Source organism: Pedobacter sp. GR22-6, assembly GCF_037402555.1.
Classification (GTDB): domain Bacteria; phylum Bacteroidota; class Bacteroidia; order Sphingobacteriales; family Sphingobacteriaceae; genus Pedobacter.
Window position 1 is genome coordinate 981371 of record NZ_JBBEUC010000001.1, and the last position, 20014, is coordinate 1001384.

Consider the following 20014-nt stretch of genomic DNA (forward strand, 5'->3'; position numbering starts at 1 on the left):
GGGCTTTTTTTATTCGGCCAGCTGGCCCATCTTTTCGAGGTTCTGCTGTCGTTTTGCTTTGATGTGTGACCCCAGGACAGAGCCGGCAAAATGAGGATGTTTGCGGAGTTCACTGATGTTGATCCTGAGTGCCTGACCCCTGCGCCATAAGAATCCTCCAGCGGTGAGTGTGGTTCCCTTAATGGCCAGTGAAATATTATCATTACCGATCCCGGTGATCCTTGCTGCCTCTAAACCACTTTTGAACGAGCGCATCCAGCGTCCATTCAGGTCATATTGTGAGATACCAGACTTGAGCAATTGTATTTTAGGATCTACAGTGATCTTCTTTTTGGTGGACCAGCTCCAGATGAATCCTCCATAGGTCATGGCACGGCCATTCATTACTTTTCGGATGCCATTGCAATGCACGCCAACAGCTTTGGCTGCCGTAAGGCTATTGACATGAGTAGCTACGAGATTGCCCTGGAGGTCATATTGTCCTACGGTGTGCTGTTGCTCCGCCAGAGGGGAGCCTCCTGAATATTTTTTTTTCTTCAGCACAGACTTCATGTCTATTTCCGGGGCCTTTCCGTATCGCCATAAATAGCCGCAGGCAGTATGGATGTTACTGGAATCGTCGGCAGCTTTTGCGATGAAACCCCTGGCTGTATTCATGGCTTCTGTTGCCAATTTGATGTTTGGGTACGTTTCTAAAAGTTTTCCGCTTAGTGAGTATCGGCTCACGATAGAGGTGTCTGACATATGAGATTGTTAAAATTATTACAAGCGTTTTTATAATTGGTTATAACAAAAATAACGAAAGAATGCCGATCAGACAAGATGAAAATAAAAATAAAAAATTTACTTAAATGACTTTACCACTATCGGAGCCAGCTTAGATGCCCAGTCCAGGTACATTTTTCCTGAAGGATGCAGGTCATCTGAGGCCACCAGGCTATCATCATTTGCAGCCAGTCTGGACGCGGGGGTGATGTCGGTATAGCTGACACCCATCGCCAGGCTCTCCTCTTTATTAGTGAGGTTAAATGCATCGATATCGGCTGCAATAGCTTGCTGGTTGCCCGTTTGCCGCCCAAAAGGAGTGGCACCCCAGTCAGGGATAGAGATGACGTATACGTGATTTTTATTTCCTTTGGCAAAGTCAATGGCAGTAAGCAGCAATTCTTTAAATTCTTTGCGGTAAATTTCCCGTGAGCCGCCCCGGTATTGATTGTTGACCCCGATCAGCAGTGTAACCATGTCAAATTTCTGGAGGATAGCCGCTTCTTTAATGGCTGCTTTCAGATCGCCGGTAGTCCAGCCCGTCTGTGCAATAATGGTGGGTGGATTGATGATCCGGCCATGCACCCTCACCTCCCTGACGAGATGGGCAGGAAAGATCTGGTCGCGCGCGACCGATTCTCCTATAGTATAGGAGTCGCCAAGTGCCAGGTAATTGAGTTGTCGCCCTTTGTTGGTATCTATTGGAACTACTACAGGGGGCTTCTTTACTGTATCTGCCGGTTTTTTTGCGGTATCCACAGGTTTTATAGGAGAGTCAACAGGCAGCACATTGTCTTCCATGATTTTGGGTTCTGCTTTTTTGCAGGCAAGGATCAGAAATAAACTCAGAAATACCACAATTGCTCTCATCATTACGACTTACGAAATAGTATTGTTTGTGGATTTATTGCCTGAAGTTCTTAACATATGCGCCCTGATGTGGAAAAAACAGCGAAATATTGTTGGCGATTCATTTGGAGCAAATCCAATATTTACTAACTTTAAACCGTTATATCTTATAATTTAAAATCTTAACGAAGAAAAACATGGAAAAATTTTCAAAACTGAAAGAATTAATTGCTGGCATTGAGGCTGATGCAGACAAATTTTATAATTCAGGTAATGGTGCTGCTGGTACCCGCGTACGTAAAGCAATGCAAGATTTAAAAGGTCTGGCTCAGGACATCCGTACTGAGGTGACTGAGAAGAAAAATGCTAAGTAGTATTATTTGAATTATATAGAGAAGCCCTGACAACCGTCGGGGCTTTTTTTATGGCGATTATTGTGCTCCCAAAGCACCATCTAATCCCTCCAGGGGATAAGAAAGGTTCCTCTTGCTCTCATTGATCACAAAATAGCTTTGGAGCGCACCGATGTTCTTGATACCGGCGAGTTTCTTAACCAGGAAGTTGTTGTAGCCTACCATATCGTTGACGATGATCTTCAGAAGAAAATCAAAAGCGCCGGTCATGTGGTAGCATTCCATGACTTCCGGAAATTTGATCACTTCTTCCTGGAAGGAAGTAAGTGTTTGGGTACTATGGTCATTGACATGGACCTGCGTGTAGGCAATTAAGATTTCGCCGAATTTCCTGCGGTCTATCAGGGTCACACTTCCCGTAATGTAACCGAGTTTTTTCATCCGGCTTACACGACTGATGATCGTAGTGTTGACTTTGCGCAGGGTAAGTGCCAGTGACTTAGTAGAAAGTGTGGCATCCTGTTGCAATAAGCGGAGAATATCCAAATCCAGTTGATCTAAAATTTCAGTTTTTTTATCCATACGCGGTAAAAAGAATCATATCCCTTGCAAATAGAACCTATAAATTTTTAATCACCAAATTCTAACATAGAATATTTTGAATTTTATGCCAGTGCTGCGGTGATTACAAAATTAAATGCTGTTAAATCTCCTGTAAATTTAAAAAATTCCATTAAAAATCATAACCCAATGTAAATTAAGCGTATTAATCCAATTTTGAGGCGATGAATACACCAGAACACATACTCGTAATTGGCGCTTGTGGGCAGATTGGATCTGAACTGACAAAGGCCCTGCGCAAGAAATTTGGAACAGAGCAGGTATTGGCTACCGATATCAGGCCCGCTTCAGCAGTAGATCCAGAAATGCAGCCCTATGCCCAGCTGAATGTGATGGATAAGCCGGCACTTTCAGAACTGATGCAAGGCAAACAGTTTACGCAGGTATACCACCTGGCGGCTATGCTATCTGCCAGTGGCGAACGAAATCCACAGGCTGCGTGGGAGCTCAATATGGGGAGTTTGCTGAGTGTATTGGATCTATGCCTGGCCCGGGGTGTAAAAAAAGTATTCTGGCCAAGCAGCATTGCGGTCTTCGGACCAGATTCACCGAAACAAAACTGTCCGCAGCAGGGTGTGACAGAGCCGACGACCATTTATGGCATCAGCAAGGCAGCCGGAGAAAACTGGTGTAAGTATTATTTTGAAAAACACGGGCTGGATGTTCGGAGCCTGCGTTACCCGGGTTTGATCAGCGCAGGTTTGCCAGGCGGTGGCACCACCGATTATGCTGTGGATATTTTTCATAGCGCAGCGAAGGAAGAACCCTATACCTGTTTTTTAAGTTCGGAAACCGCCTTGCCGATGATGTATATGCACGATGCCATCCGTGCTACCCTGGAACTGATGGAGGCGCCGGCAAATGAGCTGTCGGTCCGTACTGCTTATAATCTTGCTGCCTTAAGCTTTACGCCAGATCAGATCTACCAGGAGATTAAAAAACTCGTTCCCGATTTTGAGATCAATTATGAACCGGACTTCAGGCAAGAGATTGCCGATAGCTGGCCGCAGAGTATTGACGACAGTGCTGCCCGAAAAGACTGGAACTGGAAACCGGCCTATGACCTTGAGCGCATGACTGCAGAAATGCTGTCTGCCATTAAAATACTCATCCCACACTCATTTTAGTTAAATTTAGGTTAGAACAGCAAAATTTCTTGGATAAGGATTTTGCTGTTATTAAGCTATAGCTAATCTGAAATTACATAGCTTTGTCCCATGTTTAAAGATAGGTTGCCGAAATGGAGGGAAATCAGGTTGAATTTGAGCTATCTGGTATATGGCGAATACTTTAGCGACGCATTGCGGAATACCCTTACGATTGTATTGCCCGTGGGACTATTGTTCTTTTTGGGTCAGGCTCAGGCAGCCCTTGGCCTGGGGGTGGGCGCTTTGCTCATCAGTCTCACAGACGGTCCCGGGCACAAGGCCCATAAATGGATCACAGCAGCAAACAGCATTTCTATCTTTTTCTTCGCTGCGCTGCTCATTTCCTATAGTCTGGTCAACTTTTGGCTCGGTGCAGCCAGCTTATTTGTGATTACCTTCCTTTGTACCATGCTGGCCATCTTTGGCAGCAGGTTGGCCCTGACCGGAACCATGGCCATTATTCTGGCCATCTTTGTCATAGGCTTACAACCGCATGAGCCATTGTTGTTCAGTTGGTATATCCTGCTTGGTGGCAGCTGGTATTACCTTGTCAGTCTTATCCAAACGCTGCTCAGGCCTTATCGCTCGCTCCATCAGGCAATCTTTGAGTGCATCTCTGCAACAGCAGTTTTTCTCCGGGCCAAGGCAAGTGCCTACGATCCGGAAGTTCCATTAGACGATTGTTACCGTGAAACCATCGCCATGCACATCCGGGTCAGCGAAAAGCAGGAGCTGATGCGTACCCTGCTGCTCAGTGACCGCTCAGCAATGAAGCCGGAGAACCAAAAAGGAAGGCGTCTGCTGCATACTGCGTTACACCTGATCGATTTATATGAGCAAGTAACGGCCATACATTACGACTATGCCTTTGTGAGGAGCAGTCTGGATACACAATCTTCTTTGAACCGTATCATTCGTCTGATTGAGATCCTGGCAGATGAACTGGAAACGATAGGTGGCATTTTCTTATTGCCGCCCAGTCAGCGCAAGCAGTCAGCCGGTCTGACGGAGTTTGCAGTTGAAATAGCACAACTCAAAGCGGTTGCAGCCCGGGAGGGTGAGGGCAACGCTTACATCCTGTTTAAGGTGATCAAAAATATGGAGGACATTGCTGTCCACATCCGGGAGATCATGTCAGAAGGTACATTGACAAGATCGCAGGAGGGTCAAAAAGCAGAGTCGCTTCCTTACACAGACTTCCTATCACCAAAGGTTTTTAGTCCCGGATCTTTGAAATCACATTTTTCATTCCGTTCAGCTGTATTCCGCTTTTCGCTGCGTTTGGCCTTGCTGTGCCTGCTGGCTTACCTCATGACTGGTTTCTTCCATATGGGGAGGTACGGATACTGGTTGATACTCACTATAGTGATTGTGGCAAAACCGCGTTTTGGGCTTACCTGGAAGCGAAATTTAGAGCGGTTATCCGGAACTTTCGCAGGAGTTGCCATCGGTCTGATATTGGTGACCCTGATCGCACAACAGTTTTTATTGCTGCTGCTGTCTTCAATTTTTCTACTAGGTTTTTTTACCTTCAACCGGATTAAATACGCCATCAGTGTCATGTGCATTACGCCAATGGTGATCATCTGCCTAAGCATTTACAACGGTGGGGTGAACGACATCATCTCTGAAAGGATCTACTACACTGTTTTGGGCTGTATAATGGCGTTTGCGGCGGCTTATCTCTTTCCGGTATGGGAAGCCGCCCAGCTGAAATCTCTGATCAGAAGTGTATTGGAAGCCAATTTTAGTTACCTCAGTAAGGTTCAGGCTGAATTTTGGGGTGCAAAGCCAGGTATTGCAGAAATCAAGTTGGCCAGAAAAAACAGCTATCTCAAATTGGCCCGTCTCGCTGAGGGACTACAATACACGCTTTTGGAACCCCATATGAAGAAGGCCGATCTTTCAGGGGTACATGCCATTCAAATTCTGAGCTACCGCATCAATGCCATCATCTCTTCATTAGCACTATCTGCAAAATCAACTATGGTTGTTGAGAGAAGTAGCCAGATGGGGCAAGAAGCGCTGGATCATTTGTCCTATTGTATACAGGGAAGTATTTCAATGGAGCATGGTACTTCCGCTGCTGAGCTGAATGCTGATCCGATGATTAAAGAGGACGATGGCGCCGGGTTACTGTCCCATCAATTGGGTTTGCTGGTTACGCTGTCCAGGCAGTTGAGAATTTATTTCAAATAATATTTCATCCCCGCAACAGATGAGGGGGGCAGTATACGTAATTTAGTACTAGCGATTACAAATTAGTACAATCGTTTTCAGGCTGCAAATTGCGCTTTTACTTTTTTGATCAGGTGATCGATATCAAAAGGCTTAGCTAAAAAGTCATTTGGCGATCCAGGTAACTTCAGCAGGTTATGGAGGTTGTGACTTGCTGAAATCATGACTACCGGTATGTTTTTGAACAAGCTGTGTGTCTTAATTGCTTTACAAATCTCTCTCCCGTCTATTCCACCGAGCATTACATCCAGCAGGATCAAGTCAGGCCTGAACTTGGAAATTTCATTCAGGACGTTATTGCCATTGGTAAGTGTAGAAACTTCATAGCCCTCATCTTCTAATATAATCTTAATAATATCAACTATATCGTTGTCATCATCCACTGCTAATATTTTCCGTGACATCTCATTGTGTTTTATCTAATAACGGTTATGCGATTTACATGCCATTTTTTATAAATTGATTTTTTGCTAAATATATTAGTATATTTAACAGATATTTGTTTCAAATTTTAAGATCATGTACGCAGTAGTAGACATTGAGACCACGGGAGGATTTGCATCAGGGAATAGAATCACGGAACTATGTATCCAGGTTTATGATGGCGTGTCGGTAGTCCGCACATTTGAAACCCTGATCAATCCGGGACAGGAAATTCCAGCCTATATCGAGGCGCTTACCGGCATCAGCAACGATATGGTAGCTGATGCCCCTTTATTTGAGGAGGTTGCAGCTGAAGTATTTGACTTGTTGCAGGATAATGTCTTTGTGGCGCATAATGTCAATTTCGATTTCTCTTTCATCAGGCATGAACTTTCCCTTTCAGGCTTTGAACTGCAGTGTAAAAAGCTTTGTACGGTTCGTTTGAGCAGAAAATTATTGCCCGGTCATCCGTCCTATAGTCTGGGGAAGCTTTGCAATACATTGGGGATTGAAATCAGCAACAGACACCGGGCGGGCGGAGATGCGGCGGCCACGGTGACGCTGCTTGAACAACTTTTGAAAGCCGATACGGAGGGCTTCATCCTTAAGTCCCTTTCCAAGGGCTCTAAGGAACAGGTATTGCCACCTCATTTGCCAAAATCTGAAATTGACAAAGTTCCACAATGCCCCGGTGTGTACTATTTTAAAGATCAAAAAGGCAAGGTAATCTATATTGGCAAGGCCAAGGACCTGAAGAAGAGAATCTGTTCACATTTTAGCGGAAATAATCCGGGTAAACAGCGTCAGAATTTCCTAAAGGACATTTACAGCCTTGATTTTGAGATCTGCGGAACAGAGCTGATGGCTTTTGTACTGGAAGCTGTTGAGATCAGAAGGCTTTGGCCTGAACACAACAGGGCTTTAAAGAAATTTCAGCAGAAATACGCCTTGTATGCCTTTGAAAATCAAAAGGGGTACATTAGGTTGGGCATTGACAAATATAAAAACCATCCGCAACCCCTGTATAGTTTCGATACCCTCCTTGAGGGACACAATTTGTTGAGGATGCTGATCAAGGAGCACCTGCTTTGCGAAAAATTATGTTGCATTCAAAAGAACAGGGTAGCCTGCACCTCGCATGAGGAAGGAGGCTGTTCAGGGGCATGTGTAGGGAAGGAATCTGCGGCATCTTATAATGTAAGGGTTAAGTTTGCCATGCAACAGCTCAAGGAGATGCTGCCCAGTTTTGCATTGATCGATAAGGGGAGGAATGAAGAGGAGCAGAGTTGCATGCTGATTGAGCATGGGAGATTCTATGGAATGGGTTATGTTGCCGAGGTCGGCAGGGCCTCAGAACTGAAATCGGCATTGACAGTTTATCCCTCAAATGACTATATCATGCACCTGGTATTGTCACATGCTGCTCAGTTTCCACATAAGAAAATAGCGATCTGATAGGTATTCTTTTCATTTATAGGACCTTATATTTTTATTTTCGATGGCCTGAATTGAGCGAAAAAATGCCTTTAAAAATTATCAAATTAGATTTGTGCGTGTAAGCAGTTATTTATATCTTTGGCGCTCCGAAAGGAAGATGCCTTGGTAGCTCAGTTGGATAGAGCAACGGTTTTCTAAACCGTGGGTCAGGGGTTCGAATCCCTTCCAGGGTACAAGGATTTATCCTTAATTAAAGGCGACGTTGCTCCAGACGTCGTCTTTTTTTGTTTAAGGATTTTTTACCTAGTGTACCTGTCTGGAGATTTCAGAGATAGTGGTTCTTCCCCACTTTTGATGGTAAAATAAAATCTACTAAAAATTAGCAGCGAATAAATACAAAGAAGCCCAATTTGACAGCGACTCTGCTGCTCGGTTATATTTCCATATCTTCCGACCACCAAAAGTGGGGAAGAACCGCGGATTCCGAAATCCGGTGGACAGTATTGCCGAAACCTCCACCTAGGAGTACATATTTTAACACTGTGTTAGTATAGTGTTAAAACTTTTTAGGAAAAGTTATTATAAGGGCTGCAGATTAAATATTTGCAGCCCTTATAATATTATACATTATCTGCTGACTCATGCCTTGTTAATGAGAAGCGTTTTATGTAAATTTGAGATAGTTTTAAGGTCAATATTTAATGGACAAAAGGAAACAAACATTTGATCAGGCTGAATTGGAACTTTTAAAAGAAGGTTTAAACCGAAGCTATAAAGAACGCTTTGAAATGGCTACTCGTTTGTATAAAATACAACAAACCATGAGTAAGGCTTCTATATCCCATAAACCATTTATCAGCAAATAATTTGTGGATGTCTTTGATGAAGGTATATTAGATTTTTGGAGAGCACTTCAGGAGTATAAGGTTCGGTATATCATGGTTGGTGGTTATGCTACCAATTTACATGGTTACCAGCGTTTCACAGGTGATATTGATATATGGTTAAAAGATACCTTAGAAAATAGGCAGCAATTGCGTAAAGCTTTTATAAAATGTGATATGGGTGATTATCCGATGATCGATTATATGCAGTTTGTACCTGGTTGGACTGACTTTCATCTTAACAATGGTCTCCGTTTAGATATACTCATTGAAATGAAGGGACTTGAGGGCTACACTTTTGACGAATGTTTAGAAATGGCCTCTGTTGCAGATATTGATAATGTGAACGTTCCTTTTTTGCATATTAATCAACTAATTGAAAATAAGAAGGTTGTTAATCGGCCGAAAGATCAGATTGACGTAGCAGCACTAGAACAGATCCGAAAGTTACGGGATAATTCTTAGTTCGATACATTTTATCAAAAGGCCTGCAGCCCTTTTAGTTTACGAATCCTTTTTTGTTGCAAAACTTTCGGAAGCCTTTGGGTGTCAAACAGGAAACATAACTACTTAAGATTAGATAATTAATCTTTTTATAAGATGGAAGTATATTTATTGTGGCACACTCATATTGATGAAAGACTTGATGGTGGTGAAGATGTGAAGCTGATTGGAGTTTATAGCTCAATTGATGAAGCTAACTCTGCTATGGAACGGAAACGGACCTTTGAGGGGTTCAAGGATCATAAAGATGGATTCGACGTTTCTACTTATACATTAGATAGAGATAGCTGGACTGAGGGATTCGTCACTCAGTTCTCCTAAATAAATCTTATTTAGTATGACAATTGATAATAAACTTAAAATCTTATTTGGAACTGCTTCAGTGTTACTTCTGTGTACCTTGATTATAAAACTGAATTACGTTCCTGGAGGGATGATTTTATCGGGACTTTTTATAGGAGGAATGCTGCTTGTAGGAATTTTAATTGGATGTGTGGTATTGGCAAGTATCCTGAAATTAATATTTAAATTCACCTCTTTCTTGACTCTATTCACGATTACAACATCTGTCTCCCTTTTGATTTTTCATTATCAATTGTACTCTCCGACATTGAAAATAATTGTCCCAGATAATTATGCAGGCGAAATTAACTTAGTTCGCTCTAATATTGAAGAAAATATTTTAGTGGTTGATAGTAACGGCATTGGTTACTTAAATGAATGGACATTTAAAAAAACGTATACCAAACCAATTGTTGAGCGGGTAAACGGAAAAAGGATTGATGCAGAGCTTGTAGGGTATAATTCATCAGCTTTCTGGGCGCGCGTAAAAAGTTGTTGTCTTCATGGACGAAATATCGAAAGTATGAGTTTTAAAATATTACCTGAAAATAGTTTAGTTGCTGAAGACTATGGTGTTAAAAGTTTAACAGAGCTGGTTGATGAAAAGTTAGTTGCCTTTTAATAAAACCATAATAGCTATATTCAAAATATATTTGGCATCTTTTATATGAACTATTTGCTCACTTTATATTCTTTAGTAGTTGGACTGTTTGTGATTATTTTAATAAGTACATATGGAGCTATTCTTTCACGAAAACTAAGTTTTAATTACGCTAATTTAGGCGTGATATCCGGAATCCTATATTGTGTACTTGGGTTTTTGATATCAAAAAAGGTTGATTTGACAACCGCTTTAATAATTAATGGATTATTAGGCCTTATTGATAGTACTCTAGGGTTTTTGTTGTCTATACATTTTAAGGCAAATAATGGTTATAGCAAAAAACAAAGCCTGAAAATGATAAGCATTAAGACCTCAATAGGAATGGTATTGTTTACGATGATTTTATCTTCAGTGGGGTATGGGTTGACATATGTTTTATAGAAGGTCAATTTTATATCAGTCATACAGTCCAATAATATTTGATCTTTGTATACATCAGGGTAATTGCTGTAGAGTTTAATTAATGGAAATTCTACACTGAGGTTGAAAAATTGATATGCGATCATAAAGTTCGGATGAGATAACTTTCTCATCACGAATTCGCTTGAAAATGATGGATATTAGCGATTTTTTTCATGTCGTTTATGAAAGAATTCGTAGGATAGGCACCTAAGTATACAAGGATTTTTTACCTTCAGAGGATACTGTTCATTCTTATGTATTGCAAGAGCATTATGGTCTTGGCATCTTTTATTTCGCCATTTTTAATCATGCTCAGGGCTTGGTCAATGCCGAATTCCAAAACTTCAATATTTTCTTCCTCCTCCTCCAGGCCGCCTCCTTCACTTACTTTCATTGCTTTGGTGTATTCGGCAATAAAGAAGTGCAAAATCTCAGTTACCGAGCCCGGGGACATGTAGGCCTCAAATATTTTTCGGACCGCTGTTACCTGATATCCTGTCTCCTCCTGGGTTTCCCGTCTGATGCAATCTTCTGCATTGTCTTTGTCCAATAGTCCGGCGCAAGCTTCAATCAGCATGCCGCTTTCGTTTCCGTTGATGAATGTAGGAAGGCGGAATTGCCTGGTCAGGATCACGGTTCTTTGCACCTTGTTGTATAGCAAAATGGTCGCGCCGTTTCCCCTGTCATAAGCTTCTCTACTTTGGGTGAGCGTGGTGCCATCTTTTTTTGTGTATTGATAAGTTATTTTTCTAAGTACATACCAGTTGTCAGAAAGAACCTCGGTTTTTACTATTTTGATGTTATTGATCATTTGAATGTGATATGGCTTTTTATGGATAAGCCACAAATATAGCAATCCGGTGGTCTGGTAATTCATGTGAAATAAGATCCAAAAGAACTTCACAGCTCCGTTTGTCATATAAACTTAGTGGAATAGGCGAAAAACGATTTCCAACAACTGCAATCCTTAATTTTAACTATGGTTAGTTCAGCTTTTAAAATGAAAGACAGTTTCCTAACGAGTACAATTAAGCAGTTTGAATATTATAAAACGCTCGCAGAGCGTGCTGTGGAAAACATAGGCGACGAGCAGTTTTTCTGGCAGTGATACGGTCACTGAGGCAATCAACCGACAAGTGGCACACTATCCTTATCACATCGGACAGATCGTAGTCATCGCCAAGATGCTGAAGGGAGAAGACTGGACAAGTCTTTCAATTCCTAAAAACCAATCCGAGCATTACAATGCCGGCAAATTCAGTCAGCAGAAGGCCAGGCGACATTTTACGGATGGTAACTAGTTTTTCATTTTCCCTTCAAAAGAGAAATTACCCTACCATTTTGAAAGGGTACGATTGCCCCATTTTTTACATTTAGATTTATTTGTCTTCTTTTTCGAGCTTGCAAGCTGTTTTTTTGGTTCATTACCGACTCGGGCACTGGTTTTGGAACGGGCGTATCATTCAATAAATGAAAAATGAACAATCAAATGATATTTGTACGTATCGCTACCATAAACGATATCAGATACGCAGCTGAAATTATCGAAGAAACAGAAGCATCTGCCATCGCCAGAGGTATTGGGATTGCCAAACGCAGTCTGGAATCGGTAGCCCAAAAAATGCGGGACGGAAAGGCCGTTATCGCTATAACAAGTTCAGGACGCTGGGTTGGCTTTTCCTATTTTGAGGCTTGGGAACAGGGGGATTTTGTTTCCAATTCAGGTCTGATTGTCGCCCCGGAATTTCGCCATTCGGGAGTGGCCAGGTCGATCAAGGACCGGATTTTTAAGATCTCGCGCAGGATGTACCCAAGAGCAAAGATTTTCAGCATCACATCGGGAACAGCCGTAATGAAAATGAACACCCAGCTTGGATTCCAGCCTGTAGCTTTTTCGGAGATCACCCATGACCAGCAGTTCTGGGAAGGATGTAAAAGCTGTCCGAATCATGACATCCTGGAGCGCAAGAAAAAATGCAACTGCTTGTGTACGGCCATGCTCTTCGACCCCATGGTGATGGCTACCCACAGCATCCCCACCGGACAAGACCTTTCACAGAGGTATCTTCAGGAAAGTACTCTCGTCAATCATTAATCCTAAATTATTTTATATGAAAGCCTTATATGAACAAGCAGTGCAGCTGCTTGAAAAGTTGATCAAAATACCATCCTTCAGCGGTGAAGAAAGCTTCGCGGCCAATCATGTCGAAAGCTTCTTAAATGAACAGGGGATATCCACTATCCGAAAATTTAATAATACCTGGTGTTACAACCGGTATTTTGATCCTGCGAAGCCTATTATCCTGCTCAATTCACACATAGATACCGTAAAGCCAAACTCACAGTATGTAAACGATCCTTTCCGGCCTGTCATCAAAGAGGGCAAGCTTTATGGCCTGGGCAGTAATGATGCCGGCGGCCCGCTGGTATCACTCATTTCTGTTTTCAGTTATTTTTACGAAAAAACTGACCTGCCATTCAACCTTTGTCTGGCCGTCACCGCCGAAGAAGAAAACTCCGGTCAGAAGGGCATCAGGTCCATTCTTGATGATCTTATGCCGCTAGCTTTCGCAATCGTGGGCGAACCGACCAATATGCAGATGGCCATCGCTGAAAAAGGATCAATGGTACTGGACTGCCTTTCGACCGGTAGATCGGGCCATGCCGCAAGAGAGGAGGGGGATAACGCAATTTATAAAGCCATAAAGGATATCAGCTGGTTCTCCAGTTATCAGTTTCCTATAGAAAATGGCCTTCCAAATCCGGTAAAGATGACAGTGACCCAGATCAATGCCGGCCTGCAGCATAATATCGTTCCGGGGGAATGCAGTTTTACCATCGACATTAGGTTTGATCACAACTATACTTGCAGGGAGATTCTCAATACCATTAAAAACCATACTTTCTGCGAGACCAACTTGCGCGCGAATGTATTGGCTCCTTCTTCAATTGATATCACGCACCCGATCGTAAAGGCCGGCCTGGCCATTGGGAGAAAGACCTATATCTCCCCAACCAGTTCCGATCAGGGCTGGCTGGATATCCCTTCTATAAAGATGGGGCCTGGGGAATCAGCCCGTTCGCATACCGCAGATGAATACATTTATCTCGCGGAGATCAGTGACGGTATCACCATTTACATCGACCTGCTGAATGAACTATTTCCGCATCTGACAGTAGCTCACAAAGTAGAAACCACGCACTCAATCCAATAACCCACCTCTTTCCTGAAGGGACAGATCTTATTCCAGGTAGCCCCAAAATGATAAATACCCTTTCAAAATGGAAGGGTATTTTTATTTAAAGAAAGCCATTTTTAATTTTATTGTGAGTTAGTGTACTGTCTGTCAGTTTGTTGTGTTTGTGTCTGAGAATTCGGCATCCCTATTGGCATAAGCCTGTCAAAAACAAATATATCATGTTAACAATCGTATTATTTCTGACCCTGCTGATCCTCTGCTGGGTAGTTTACAAATCCATCGACTGGTTCGAAAAAATCTAACAATTATGATCGCATTATTCATTATCGCTGTTGCCGTATTTATCTACATGATCTACGTGCTCATCAAACCCGAAAAATTTTAATTACACCACATGAACACAGAATTATTTGGAATTATAGCCACCTACGGGCTCACGCTGGTGATCGCTATTCCGCTTGGCAGATACCTTGCCAAGGTATTTGCCGGCGAGAAGGTCTGGACAGACTTTTTAAAACCTATTGAAACCGTCATTTATAAGCTTTCAGGCATCAATCCCAGGGAAGAGATGAACTGGAAGCAGCACATGAAAGCATTGCTGACCATCAATCTGGTCTGGTTGGTCTATGGGTTCTTCATCTTGATCTTTCAGGACAGGCTACCCCTGAACCCCGATGGCAATCCCGGGATGAGTCCTGATCTTTCTTTCAATACGATCATCAGCTTTGTGGTCAACTGCGACCTTCAGCATTATTCAGGTGAAAGCGGGGTTACTTATTTAACCCAGCATGTAGTCATGATGTTCCTGATGTTTGTCAGCTGTGCTACAGGTATTGCTGCTGCGGTTGTTTTCTTTAAAGCTTTCAGGGATAAGACCAGTGAAAAGTTAGGCAACTTCTGGGAGTTTTTCGTAAAGTCCATCACCAGGCTTTTATTGCCATTATCGCTGGTGGTTGCGCTGATTCTTGCCTTCAATGGGACCCCAACCAGTTATGAGGGAAAAGACCAGTTTATCTCCCTTCAGGGCGATACCGTTAACGTTTCGAGAGGTCCTGCTGCCGGCATGATTGCCATCAAGCACCTGGGTACAAATGGCGGCGGCTGGTTTGGTGCCAATTCGGCACACCCCTTAGAAAACCCCAATTACATCACCAATATGGTCGAACTCGTCGCACAGGTGATCATCCCCATTGCCATGGTGATTGCATTTGGTATTTTCATCAGACGCAGAAAGCTGGGCTGGATCATTTTTGGGGTGATGACCATAGGCATGTTCCTATTGCTCATTCCCAGCATCAGTTCTGAACTTGCTGGAAATCCTGCACTGGCAAAAATGGGGATCTCCCAGGCTACAGGTGCGATGGAAGGTAAAGAAGTCCGTTTTGGCCCGGCTATCTCCGCTTACTGGAGCACGGTGACCACGATCATCTCTACTGGTTCAGTGAACAGCATGCACGACAGTACCATGCCGTTGACCGGCGCATGGCAATTGCTGGGGATGATGGTAAATTCCTTCTACGGCGGCTGTGGCGTGGGTGTGCTCAACTATTTCATCTACCTGATCATCGCGGTATTCATATCCGGACTGATGGTGGGAAGAACACCGGAATTTCTCGGGCACAAGGTTGAAGCAAGGGAAGTTAAGATTGCAGCCATCATTACTCTGCTAAGTCCGTTTCTCATACTGGCGGGAACTGCAATTGCCAGTTATGTCTTCAGCAATCATGCTGATGCAGCATGGGCGGTGCAACCGAAAAACTGGTTGAATAACCCTGGTTTCCATGGATTTTCAGAAATGCTGTATGAAATAACATCTTCCAATGCAAACAACGGTTCTGGTTTTGAGGGGCTGGGCGACAACAATGTACATTGGAATGTGCTGACCGGATTTGTATTGCTACTGGGCCGTTTCCTACCCATTATAGGTCCGGTTGCCATCGCTGGTCTGCTGGGTGCTAAAAAATACATTCCTGAATCGGCCGGTACATTAAAAACGGATACGCTGACTTTTGGCCTGATGACCTTTGCCGTGATCGTTGTACTGAACGCCCTTTCTTACTTTCCTGCACTGGCTTTAGGCCCGCTGGCAGAATATTTTACCATGCTTAAATAGATTTAAAAATGAAATCTTCCAATAAATTATTTGAACCTGCACTGGTGCAAACGGCACTTAAGCAGTCATTCATCAAGCTTGATCCGCGGGTGATGATCAAGAACCCCGTCATGTTTACCGTAGAGGTCGGTACATTGATCATGGCCTATGTTACCATCTATTCCATGCGTAATACAGGTCAGGGTTCCGCTACTTACAACTTCATCATCTTTCTTATCCTGCTCTTGACCGTGCTTTTCGCCAATTTTGCCGAGGCCATCGCTGAGGCCAGGGGTAAGGCACAGGCAGACTCCCTGAGGAAAACCCGTGAGGAAACACCAGCTAAAGTGGTCCTGCCAAATGGCAAAATAGAAACCCGCTCCTCATCCCTGTTGAAAAAAGGGGATGTTTTCATCTGCGAATCTGGTGATACCATACCTACCGATGGCGAGATCATCGAAGGCATTGCCACTATTGATGAATCTGCGATCACCGGCGAATCAGCTCCGGTAATCCGTGAGTCGGGAGGGGACAAGTCATCCGTAACAGGCGGCACTAAAGTGCTTTCAGATCAGATCAAAGTTCAGGTGAATACCCAGCCCGGCGAAAGCTTCCTTGATAAAATGATCGCCCTTGTTGAAGGTGCCTCACGCCAAAAAACACCCAATGAAATTGCCTTGACCATTCTGCTGGCAAGTTTTACATTGGTATTCATTATTGTATGTGTGACCCTAAAACCATTTGCAGATTATGCGAACACCCCAATAACAATTGCCGCACTAATATCGCTCTTCGTTTGTTTGATCCCTACCACTATCGGTGGCCTGCTCTCGGCCATCGGTATTGCGGGTATGGACCGCGCCCTAAGGGCCAATGTGATTACCAAATCGGGTAAAGCAGTAGAAACTGCAGGTGATATCGACGTCTTATTGCTGGATAAAACCGGCACGATCACTATCGGTAACCGTAAAGCCACCAGTTTTTACCCTGCTCCGGGTATAGACACCATGGCCTTTATAGAAGCCTGTGTGATGAGTTCATTAGCCGATGAGACTCCGGAGGGTAAATCCATACTTGAATTGGCAGTGGAACAGGGATATCAAATACAAACTGCGCCTGCCGGTTCCACTTTCATCAAATTTACAGCCGAAACACGTTCAAGCGGACTGGATACTACAGCGGGTAAAAGGATCCGTAAAGGTGCATTCGATGCGATCAGAAATATCGTTCTTACTGCAAGAAATCAATTTCCGGCAGAGACCGAGGCGCAGGTTAAAGCGATCTCCAACAACGGCGGTACACCTTTGGTGGTGTCGGTCAATGAAAAAACAATGGGTGTTATCGAACTTCAGGACATCATTAAACCAGGAATCAGTGAACGTTTCGAGCGCCTGAGAAAAATGGGTGTAAAGACAGTGATGGTCACCGGTGACAATCCGCTCACTGCAAAATTCATTGCAGAAAAAGCAGGCGTGGATGATTTCATCGCAGAGGCCAAGCCCGAAGACAAGATGAACTACATCAAAGAAGAACAGGCGCTGGGTAAACTGGTAGCCATGATGGGCGATGGAACAAATGATGCACCGGCCCTGGCCCAGGCAGATGTGGGTGTGGCCATGAACAGTGGCACACAGGCGGCCAAGGAAGCTGGAAATATGGTCGACCTGGACAATGATCCAACCAAACTGATTGAGATCGTGGAGATTGGAAAGCAGCTGCTGATCACCCGTGGCACGCTGACCACCTTCTCCATTGCCAATGATGTGGCCAAGTATTTTGCCATTGTCCCTGCTTTGTTTATTGCTTCTATCCCGGCTTTGCAAAGCCTGAACATCATGGGTTTGCACAGTCCGGAAAGTGCAATACTCTCGGCCGTAATATTTAACGCCATTATCATTCCGATCCTGATCCCTTTGGCTTTAAAGGGCGTTGCCTATAAGCCTATTGGTGCCAGTGCGCTGCTGCGCAGGAACCTGCTGATCTATGGTCTGGGCGGTGTAATCGCACCATTTATTGGCATCAAAATAATCGATTTACTGGTAGGCTTATTTGTATAAGCAATTTAAAATATAGCATCATGAAAAAGTACATCATACAATCTATCCGCCTCACCGCAGTACTTATGGTACTGCTCTGCGTCATCTATCCCTTAATCGTTGCTTTTGCCGGAAGTTTTTCTGAAGGGAGTGGCGGTGCGGAAAAAATCAGCAAAAATGGCAAGGTAGTGGGTTACGCTTTGATCGGACAATCCTTTACCAGCAAAGCATACTTTTGGGGCAGACCATCTGCCGTAGGCTACAATGCTGCCGGATCAGGAGGTTCCAATAAAGGTCCTTCCAATCCGGATTATTTACAGCAGGTGTCTGACCGGATCGATACGTTGTTAAAATACAACCCGACTGTACAAAAAGCAGATATTCCTGCTGATATGGTTACGGCCTCGGGCAGCGGACTTGATCCCAATATATCTGAACAGGGCGCCATTATCCAGATCAAAAGAGTTGCGGCCGCACGCGGCCTGGATGAGCGAAAAGTAGCGGAACTAGTGGTAGAGCATACAGAAGGTCCCCTGCTCGGCCTTTTAGGCCCCTCGAAAGTAAACGTATTGAAATTGAATATCGCTTTAGACGAACTGAAAAAATAGGAATGTTATCTATCATGTATACACAGCGTCTGCCCCATGTTTGCACCATGCCTACACCACGTCATCCTGAATTTATTTCAGGATCCCGAATTAGAAAGAGCCTTTTGCATGTGTGGGATCCTGAAATAAATTCAGGATGACGGTCGCTCTAACGGATGACGGTCGCTCTAAACGATGACGACCGCTTAAAGAATGATGGTAGATCTAAAGAACGATCGCTCTGAAGCATAACGGGCATATTAAAATAATACTACACAAACAATTAAAATGAAAAGACGATTAATATTAGCTGCAGCTTTATCAACAGGACTATGTGCGCAGGCTCAGGAAGCGCCAAAGGTCAAAGTATCAGGATACCTGGAAACCTATTTTGGTTACGATTTTAATAAACCCGCCGACAACAACAGGCCGGGATTTATTTACGCGCACAACCGACATAATGAGGTAAACCTGAATCTTGGTTTTATCAAAGGCAACTACGACGATGGGAGCATACGTGCCAATCTAGCAGTAATGGCAGGTACTTATGCCAATGCCAACCTTGCTGCGGAACCGGGTGTATTGAAGAATATTTTTGAAGCGAATGCCGGACTCAAACTTTCGAAATCATCCAATTTATGGCTTGATGCAGGGGTATTCTCTTCTCATATCGGTTTTGAAAGTGCGATCTCTAAAGATTGCTGGGTGCTGACCAGGAACATCTCTTCCGAAAATACGCCTTATTACGAATCCGGTGCAAAGATTACCTACGGCAGCAACGATGGTAAGTTTACAGCTGCTGTTTTATATCTGAACGGCTGGCAAAGAATGGCCCGTCAGAACGGCAACAGTCAGCCCGCTGGTGGTTTGCAGCTGAGCTGGAAACCTGGTCCCAAAATAACAGTCAACTACAGCAATTACCTCGGGACAGAAGGAGCAGACTCGGTACGTGTACGCAGATGCTACCATAACGTATATGGCATCTTCCAGCTGACTGACCAGTTTGGCCTGACGGTTGGGTTCGACTATGGTACCCAACAACAGGCAAAAGGCAGCGATGAGAAAAATGAAGTGCTGTCACCCCTGGCCATAGCCCAGTACAAGATCAGCAATAAGTGGGCTTTGGCCGGAAGGATTGAATACTATGAAGATAAAAACGGCGTATTTATCGCTACGGGTACGCCAAATGGATTTAAAACCACTGGATATTCTTTGAATGTAGATTATGCGCCGGTCAGCAATGCAGTTTTACGCCTGGAGGGTAAGATGTACAGCAGCAGGGATAAAATCTTTGTGAGGTCAGCGCAGCCGGTAGCTAATAATGCGGCTTTAACCGCCAGTATTGCGGTCTCATTTTAGCAATCATGGCACCTGATTTTTTCAAGAACCCTTTAGTTAAATTGATCCTGTGCTTCGGCGCGGGATTAATTTTCCTGATGATATGCTATTTGATCCAACAAGGTTATGTA

General features: G+C 43.7%; 20 protein-coding genes, 1 tRNA gene and 1 pseudogene. 17 read left to right on the forward strand and 5 right to left on the reverse strand.

What is annotated here, in order from left to right:
• Nucleotides 1–9: 9 nt before the first annotated feature.
• Nucleotides 10–744 (reverse strand): NUMOD1 domain-containing DNA-binding protein, encoded by a 735-nt coding sequence (locus WAE59_RS04530; RefSeq protein WP_337854750.1) that lies wholly within the window; start codon nt 742–744, stop codon nt 10–12.
• Between the two features lie 99 nt (nt 745–843).
• Nucleotides 844–1638: a GDSL-type esterase/lipase family protein gene (locus WAE59_RS04535; protein WP_337854751.1), complete on the reverse strand. Its 795-nt coding sequence runs from the start codon at nt 1636–1638 to the stop codon at nt 844–846.
• Nucleotides 1639–1811: 173 nt separating this feature from the next.
• On the opposite strand from WAE59_RS04535, the gene WAE59_RS04540 reads away from it, so the two are divergent.
• A complete protein-coding gene (locus WAE59_RS04540) occupies nt 1812–1988 on the forward strand; it encodes a histone H1 (RefSeq protein WP_108205690.1) in 177 nt (58 codons plus the stop codon).
• Nucleotides 1989–2045: 57 nt separating this feature from the next.
• Here WAE59_RS04540 and WAE59_RS04545 read toward each other — a convergent pair whose 3' ends face one another.
• Nucleotides 2046–2549 carry an Lrp/AsnC family transcriptional regulator gene (locus tag WAE59_RS04545; RefSeq protein ID WP_337854752.1) on the reverse strand — a complete coding sequence of 168 codons (504 nt, stop codon included), beginning with the start codon at nt 2547–2549 and terminating at the stop codon, nt 2046–2048.
• Between the two features lie 203 nt (nt 2550–2752).
• On the opposite strand from WAE59_RS04545, the gene WAE59_RS04550 reads away from it, so the two are divergent.
• Nucleotides 2753–3715, forward strand: a complete 963-nt coding sequence (locus tag WAE59_RS04550; RefSeq protein ID WP_337854753.1) for an NAD-dependent epimerase/dehydratase family protein — start codon at nt 2753–2755, stop codon at nt 3713–3715.
• 90 nt (nt 3716–3805) lie between these two features.
• A complete protein-coding gene (locus tag WAE59_RS04555) occupies nt 3806–5935 on the forward strand; it encodes an FUSC family protein (protein WP_337854754.1) in 2130 nt (709 codons plus the stop codon).
• Nucleotides 5936–6012: 77 nt separating this feature from the next.
• Here WAE59_RS04555 and WAE59_RS04560 read toward each other — a convergent pair whose 3' ends face one another.
• On the reverse strand, nt 6013–6378 hold the full coding sequence (locus WAE59_RS04560) for a response regulator (RefSeq protein WP_337854755.1): 366 nt from the start codon (nt 6376–6378) through the stop codon (nt 6013–6015).
• Between the two features lie 115 nt (nt 6379–6493).
• On the opposite strand from WAE59_RS04560, the gene WAE59_RS04565 reads away from it, so the two are divergent.
• From WAE59_RS04565 to WAE59_RS04590, 6 genes are all read left to right on the forward strand, one after another.
• Nucleotides 6494–7852: an exonuclease domain-containing protein gene (locus tag WAE59_RS04565; protein WP_337854756.1), complete on the forward strand. Its 1359-nt coding sequence runs from the start codon at nt 6494–6496 to the stop codon at nt 7850–7852.
• Between the two features lie 141 nt (nt 7853–7993).
• Nucleotides 7994–8067 (forward strand) — tRNA-Arg (locus WAE59_RS04570).
• 468 nt (nt 8068–8535) lie between these two features.
• Nucleotides 8536–8700, forward strand: coding sequence for a hypothetical protein (locus WAE59_RS04575; protein WP_337854757.1), 165 nt, complete (start codon nt 8536–8538; stop codon nt 8698–8700).
• A gap of 3 nt (nt 8701–8703) precedes the next feature.
• On the forward strand, nt 8704–9183 hold the full coding sequence (locus WAE59_RS04580; RefSeq protein WP_337854758.1) for a hypothetical protein: 480 nt from the start codon (nt 8704–8706) through the stop codon (nt 9181–9183).
• Nucleotides 9184–9318: 135 nt separating this feature from the next.
• Nucleotides 9319–9543 carry a DUF7336 domain-containing protein gene (locus WAE59_RS04585; RefSeq protein ID WP_337854759.1) on the forward strand — a complete coding sequence of 75 codons (225 nt, stop codon included), beginning with the start codon at nt 9319–9321 and terminating at the stop codon, nt 9541–9543.
• Nucleotides 9544–9559: 16 nt separating this feature from the next.
• On the forward strand, nt 9560–10186 hold the full coding sequence (locus WAE59_RS04590) for a hypothetical protein (RefSeq protein WP_337854760.1): 627 nt from the start codon (nt 9560–9562) through the stop codon (nt 10184–10186).
• Nucleotides 10187–10862: 676 nt separating this feature from the next.
• On the opposite strand, the gene nudK is transcribed toward WAE59_RS04590, so the two are convergent.
• A complete protein-coding gene (gene nudK / locus WAE59_RS04595; protein WP_337854761.1) occupies nt 10863–11441 on the reverse strand; it encodes a GDP-mannose pyrophosphatase NudK in 579 nt (192 codons plus the stop codon).
• Between the two features lie 304 nt (nt 11442–11745).
• On the opposite strand from nudK, the pseudogene WAE59_RS04600 reads away from it, so the two are divergent.
• From WAE59_RS04600 to WAE59_RS04635, 8 genes and pseudogenes are all read left to right on the forward strand, one after another.
• Nucleotides 11746–11931: pseudogene (locus tag WAE59_RS04600) on the forward strand (DUF1572 family protein); the annotation flags it as partial.
• A gap of 176 nt (nt 11932–12107) precedes the next feature.
• Nucleotides 12108–12725 carry a GNAT family N-acetyltransferase gene (locus tag WAE59_RS04605; protein ID WP_337854763.1) on the forward strand — a complete coding sequence of 206 codons (618 nt, stop codon included), beginning with the start codon at nt 12108–12110 and terminating at the stop codon, nt 12723–12725.
• 16 nt (nt 12726–12741) lie between these two features.
• On the forward strand, nt 12742–13845 hold the full coding sequence (locus WAE59_RS04610) for a M20/M25/M40 family metallo-hydrolase (RefSeq protein ID WP_337854764.1): 1104 nt from the start codon (nt 12742–12744) through the stop codon (nt 13843–13845).
• A 292-nt stretch (nt 13846–14137) separates the two neighbouring features.
• Nucleotides 14138–14215 (forward strand): K(+)-transporting ATPase subunit F, encoded by a 78-nt coding sequence (kdpF, locus tag WAE59_RS04615; RefSeq protein WP_133575248.1) that lies wholly within the window; start codon nt 14138–14140, stop codon nt 14213–14215.
• A gap of 9 nt (nt 14216–14224) precedes the next feature.
• Nucleotides 14225–15943 carry a potassium-transporting ATPase subunit KdpA gene (gene kdpA, locus WAE59_RS04620; protein WP_337854765.1) on the forward strand — a complete coding sequence of 573 codons (1719 nt, stop codon included), beginning with the start codon at nt 14225–14227 and terminating at the stop codon, nt 15941–15943.
• Nucleotides 15944–15951: 8 nt separating this feature from the next.
• Complete coding sequence (gene kdpB, locus WAE59_RS04625; protein WP_337854766.1) at nt 15952–17979, forward strand: potassium-transporting ATPase subunit KdpB; 2028 nt, start codon at nt 15952–15954, stop codon at nt 17977–17979.
• 20 nt (nt 17980–17999) lie between these two features.
• Nucleotides 18000–18566, forward strand: a complete 567-nt coding sequence (locus WAE59_RS04630) for a K(+)-transporting ATPase subunit C (RefSeq protein ID WP_337854767.1) — start codon at nt 18000–18002, stop codon at nt 18564–18566.
• Between the two features lie 267 nt (nt 18567–18833).
• Nucleotides 18834–19904 (forward strand): porin, encoded by a 1071-nt coding sequence (locus tag WAE59_RS04635; protein WP_337854768.1) that lies wholly within the window; start codon nt 18834–18836, stop codon nt 19902–19904.
• The last annotated feature ends 110 nt before the right edge of the window (nt 19905–20014 follow it).

Bases quoted from the DNA above. Each gene is read 5' to 3' on its own strand.
- WAE59_RS04530 (WP_337854750.1), bottom strand. From the start codon at position 744: ATGTCAGACACCTCTATCGTGAGCCGATACTCACTAAGCGGAAAACTT.
- WAE59_RS04535 (WP_337854751.1), bottom strand. From the start codon at position 1,638: ATGATGAGAGCAATTGTGGTATTTCTGAGTTTATTTCTGATCCTTGCC.
- WAE59_RS04540 (WP_108205690.1), top strand. From the start codon at position 1,812: ATGGAAAAATTTTCAAAACTGAAAGAATTAATTGCTGGCATTGAGGCT.
- WAE59_RS04545 (WP_337854752.1), bottom strand. From the start codon at position 2,549: ATGGATAAAAAAACTGAAATTTTAGATCAACTGGATTTGGATATTCTC.
- WAE59_RS04550 (WP_337854753.1), top strand. From the start codon at position 2,753: ATGAATACACCAGAACACATACTCGTAATTGGCGCTTGTGGGCAGATT.
- WAE59_RS04555 (WP_337854754.1), top strand. From the start codon at position 3,806: ATGTTTAAAGATAGGTTGCCGAAATGGAGGGAAATCAGGTTGAATTTG.
- WAE59_RS04560 (WP_337854755.1), bottom strand. From the start codon at position 6,378: ATGTCACGGAAAATATTAGCAGTGGATGATGACAACGATATAGTTGAT.
- WAE59_RS04565 (WP_337854756.1), top strand. From the start codon at position 6,494: ATGTACGCAGTAGTAGACATTGAGACCACGGGAGGATTTGCATCAGGG.
- WAE59_RS04575 (WP_337854757.1), top strand. From the start codon at position 8,536: ATGGACAAAAGGAAACAAACATTTGATCAGGCTGAATTGGAACTTTTA.
- WAE59_RS04585 (WP_337854759.1), top strand. From the start codon at position 9,319: ATGGAAGTATATTTATTGTGGCACACTCATATTGATGAAAGACTTGAT.
- WAE59_RS04590 (WP_337854760.1), top strand. From the start codon at position 9,560: ATGACAATTGATAATAAACTTAAAATCTTATTTGGAACTGCTTCAGTG.
- nudK (WP_337854761.1), bottom strand. From the start codon at position 11,441: ATGATCAATAACATCAAAATAGTAAAAACCGAGGTTCTTTCTGACAAC.
- WAE59_RS04605 (WP_337854763.1), top strand. From the start codon at position 12,108: ATGAACAATCAAATGATATTTGTACGTATCGCTACCATAAACGATATC.
- WAE59_RS04610 (WP_337854764.1), top strand. From the start codon at position 12,742: ATGAAAGCCTTATATGAACAAGCAGTGCAGCTGCTTGAAAAGTTGATC.
- kdpF (WP_133575248.1), top strand. From the start codon at position 14,138: ATGATCGCATTATTCATTATCGCTGTTGCCGTATTTATCTACATGATC.
- kdpA (WP_337854765.1), top strand. From the start codon at position 14,225: ATGAACACAGAATTATTTGGAATTATAGCCACCTACGGGCTCACGCTG.
- kdpB (WP_337854766.1), top strand. From the start codon at position 15,952: ATGAAATCTTCCAATAAATTATTTGAACCTGCACTGGTGCAAACGGCA.
- WAE59_RS04630 (WP_337854767.1), top strand. From the start codon at position 18,000: ATGAAAAAGTACATCATACAATCTATCCGCCTCACCGCAGTACTTATG.
- WAE59_RS04635 (WP_337854768.1), top strand. From the start codon at position 18,834: ATGAAAAGACGATTAATATTAGCTGCAGCTTTATCAACAGGACTATGT.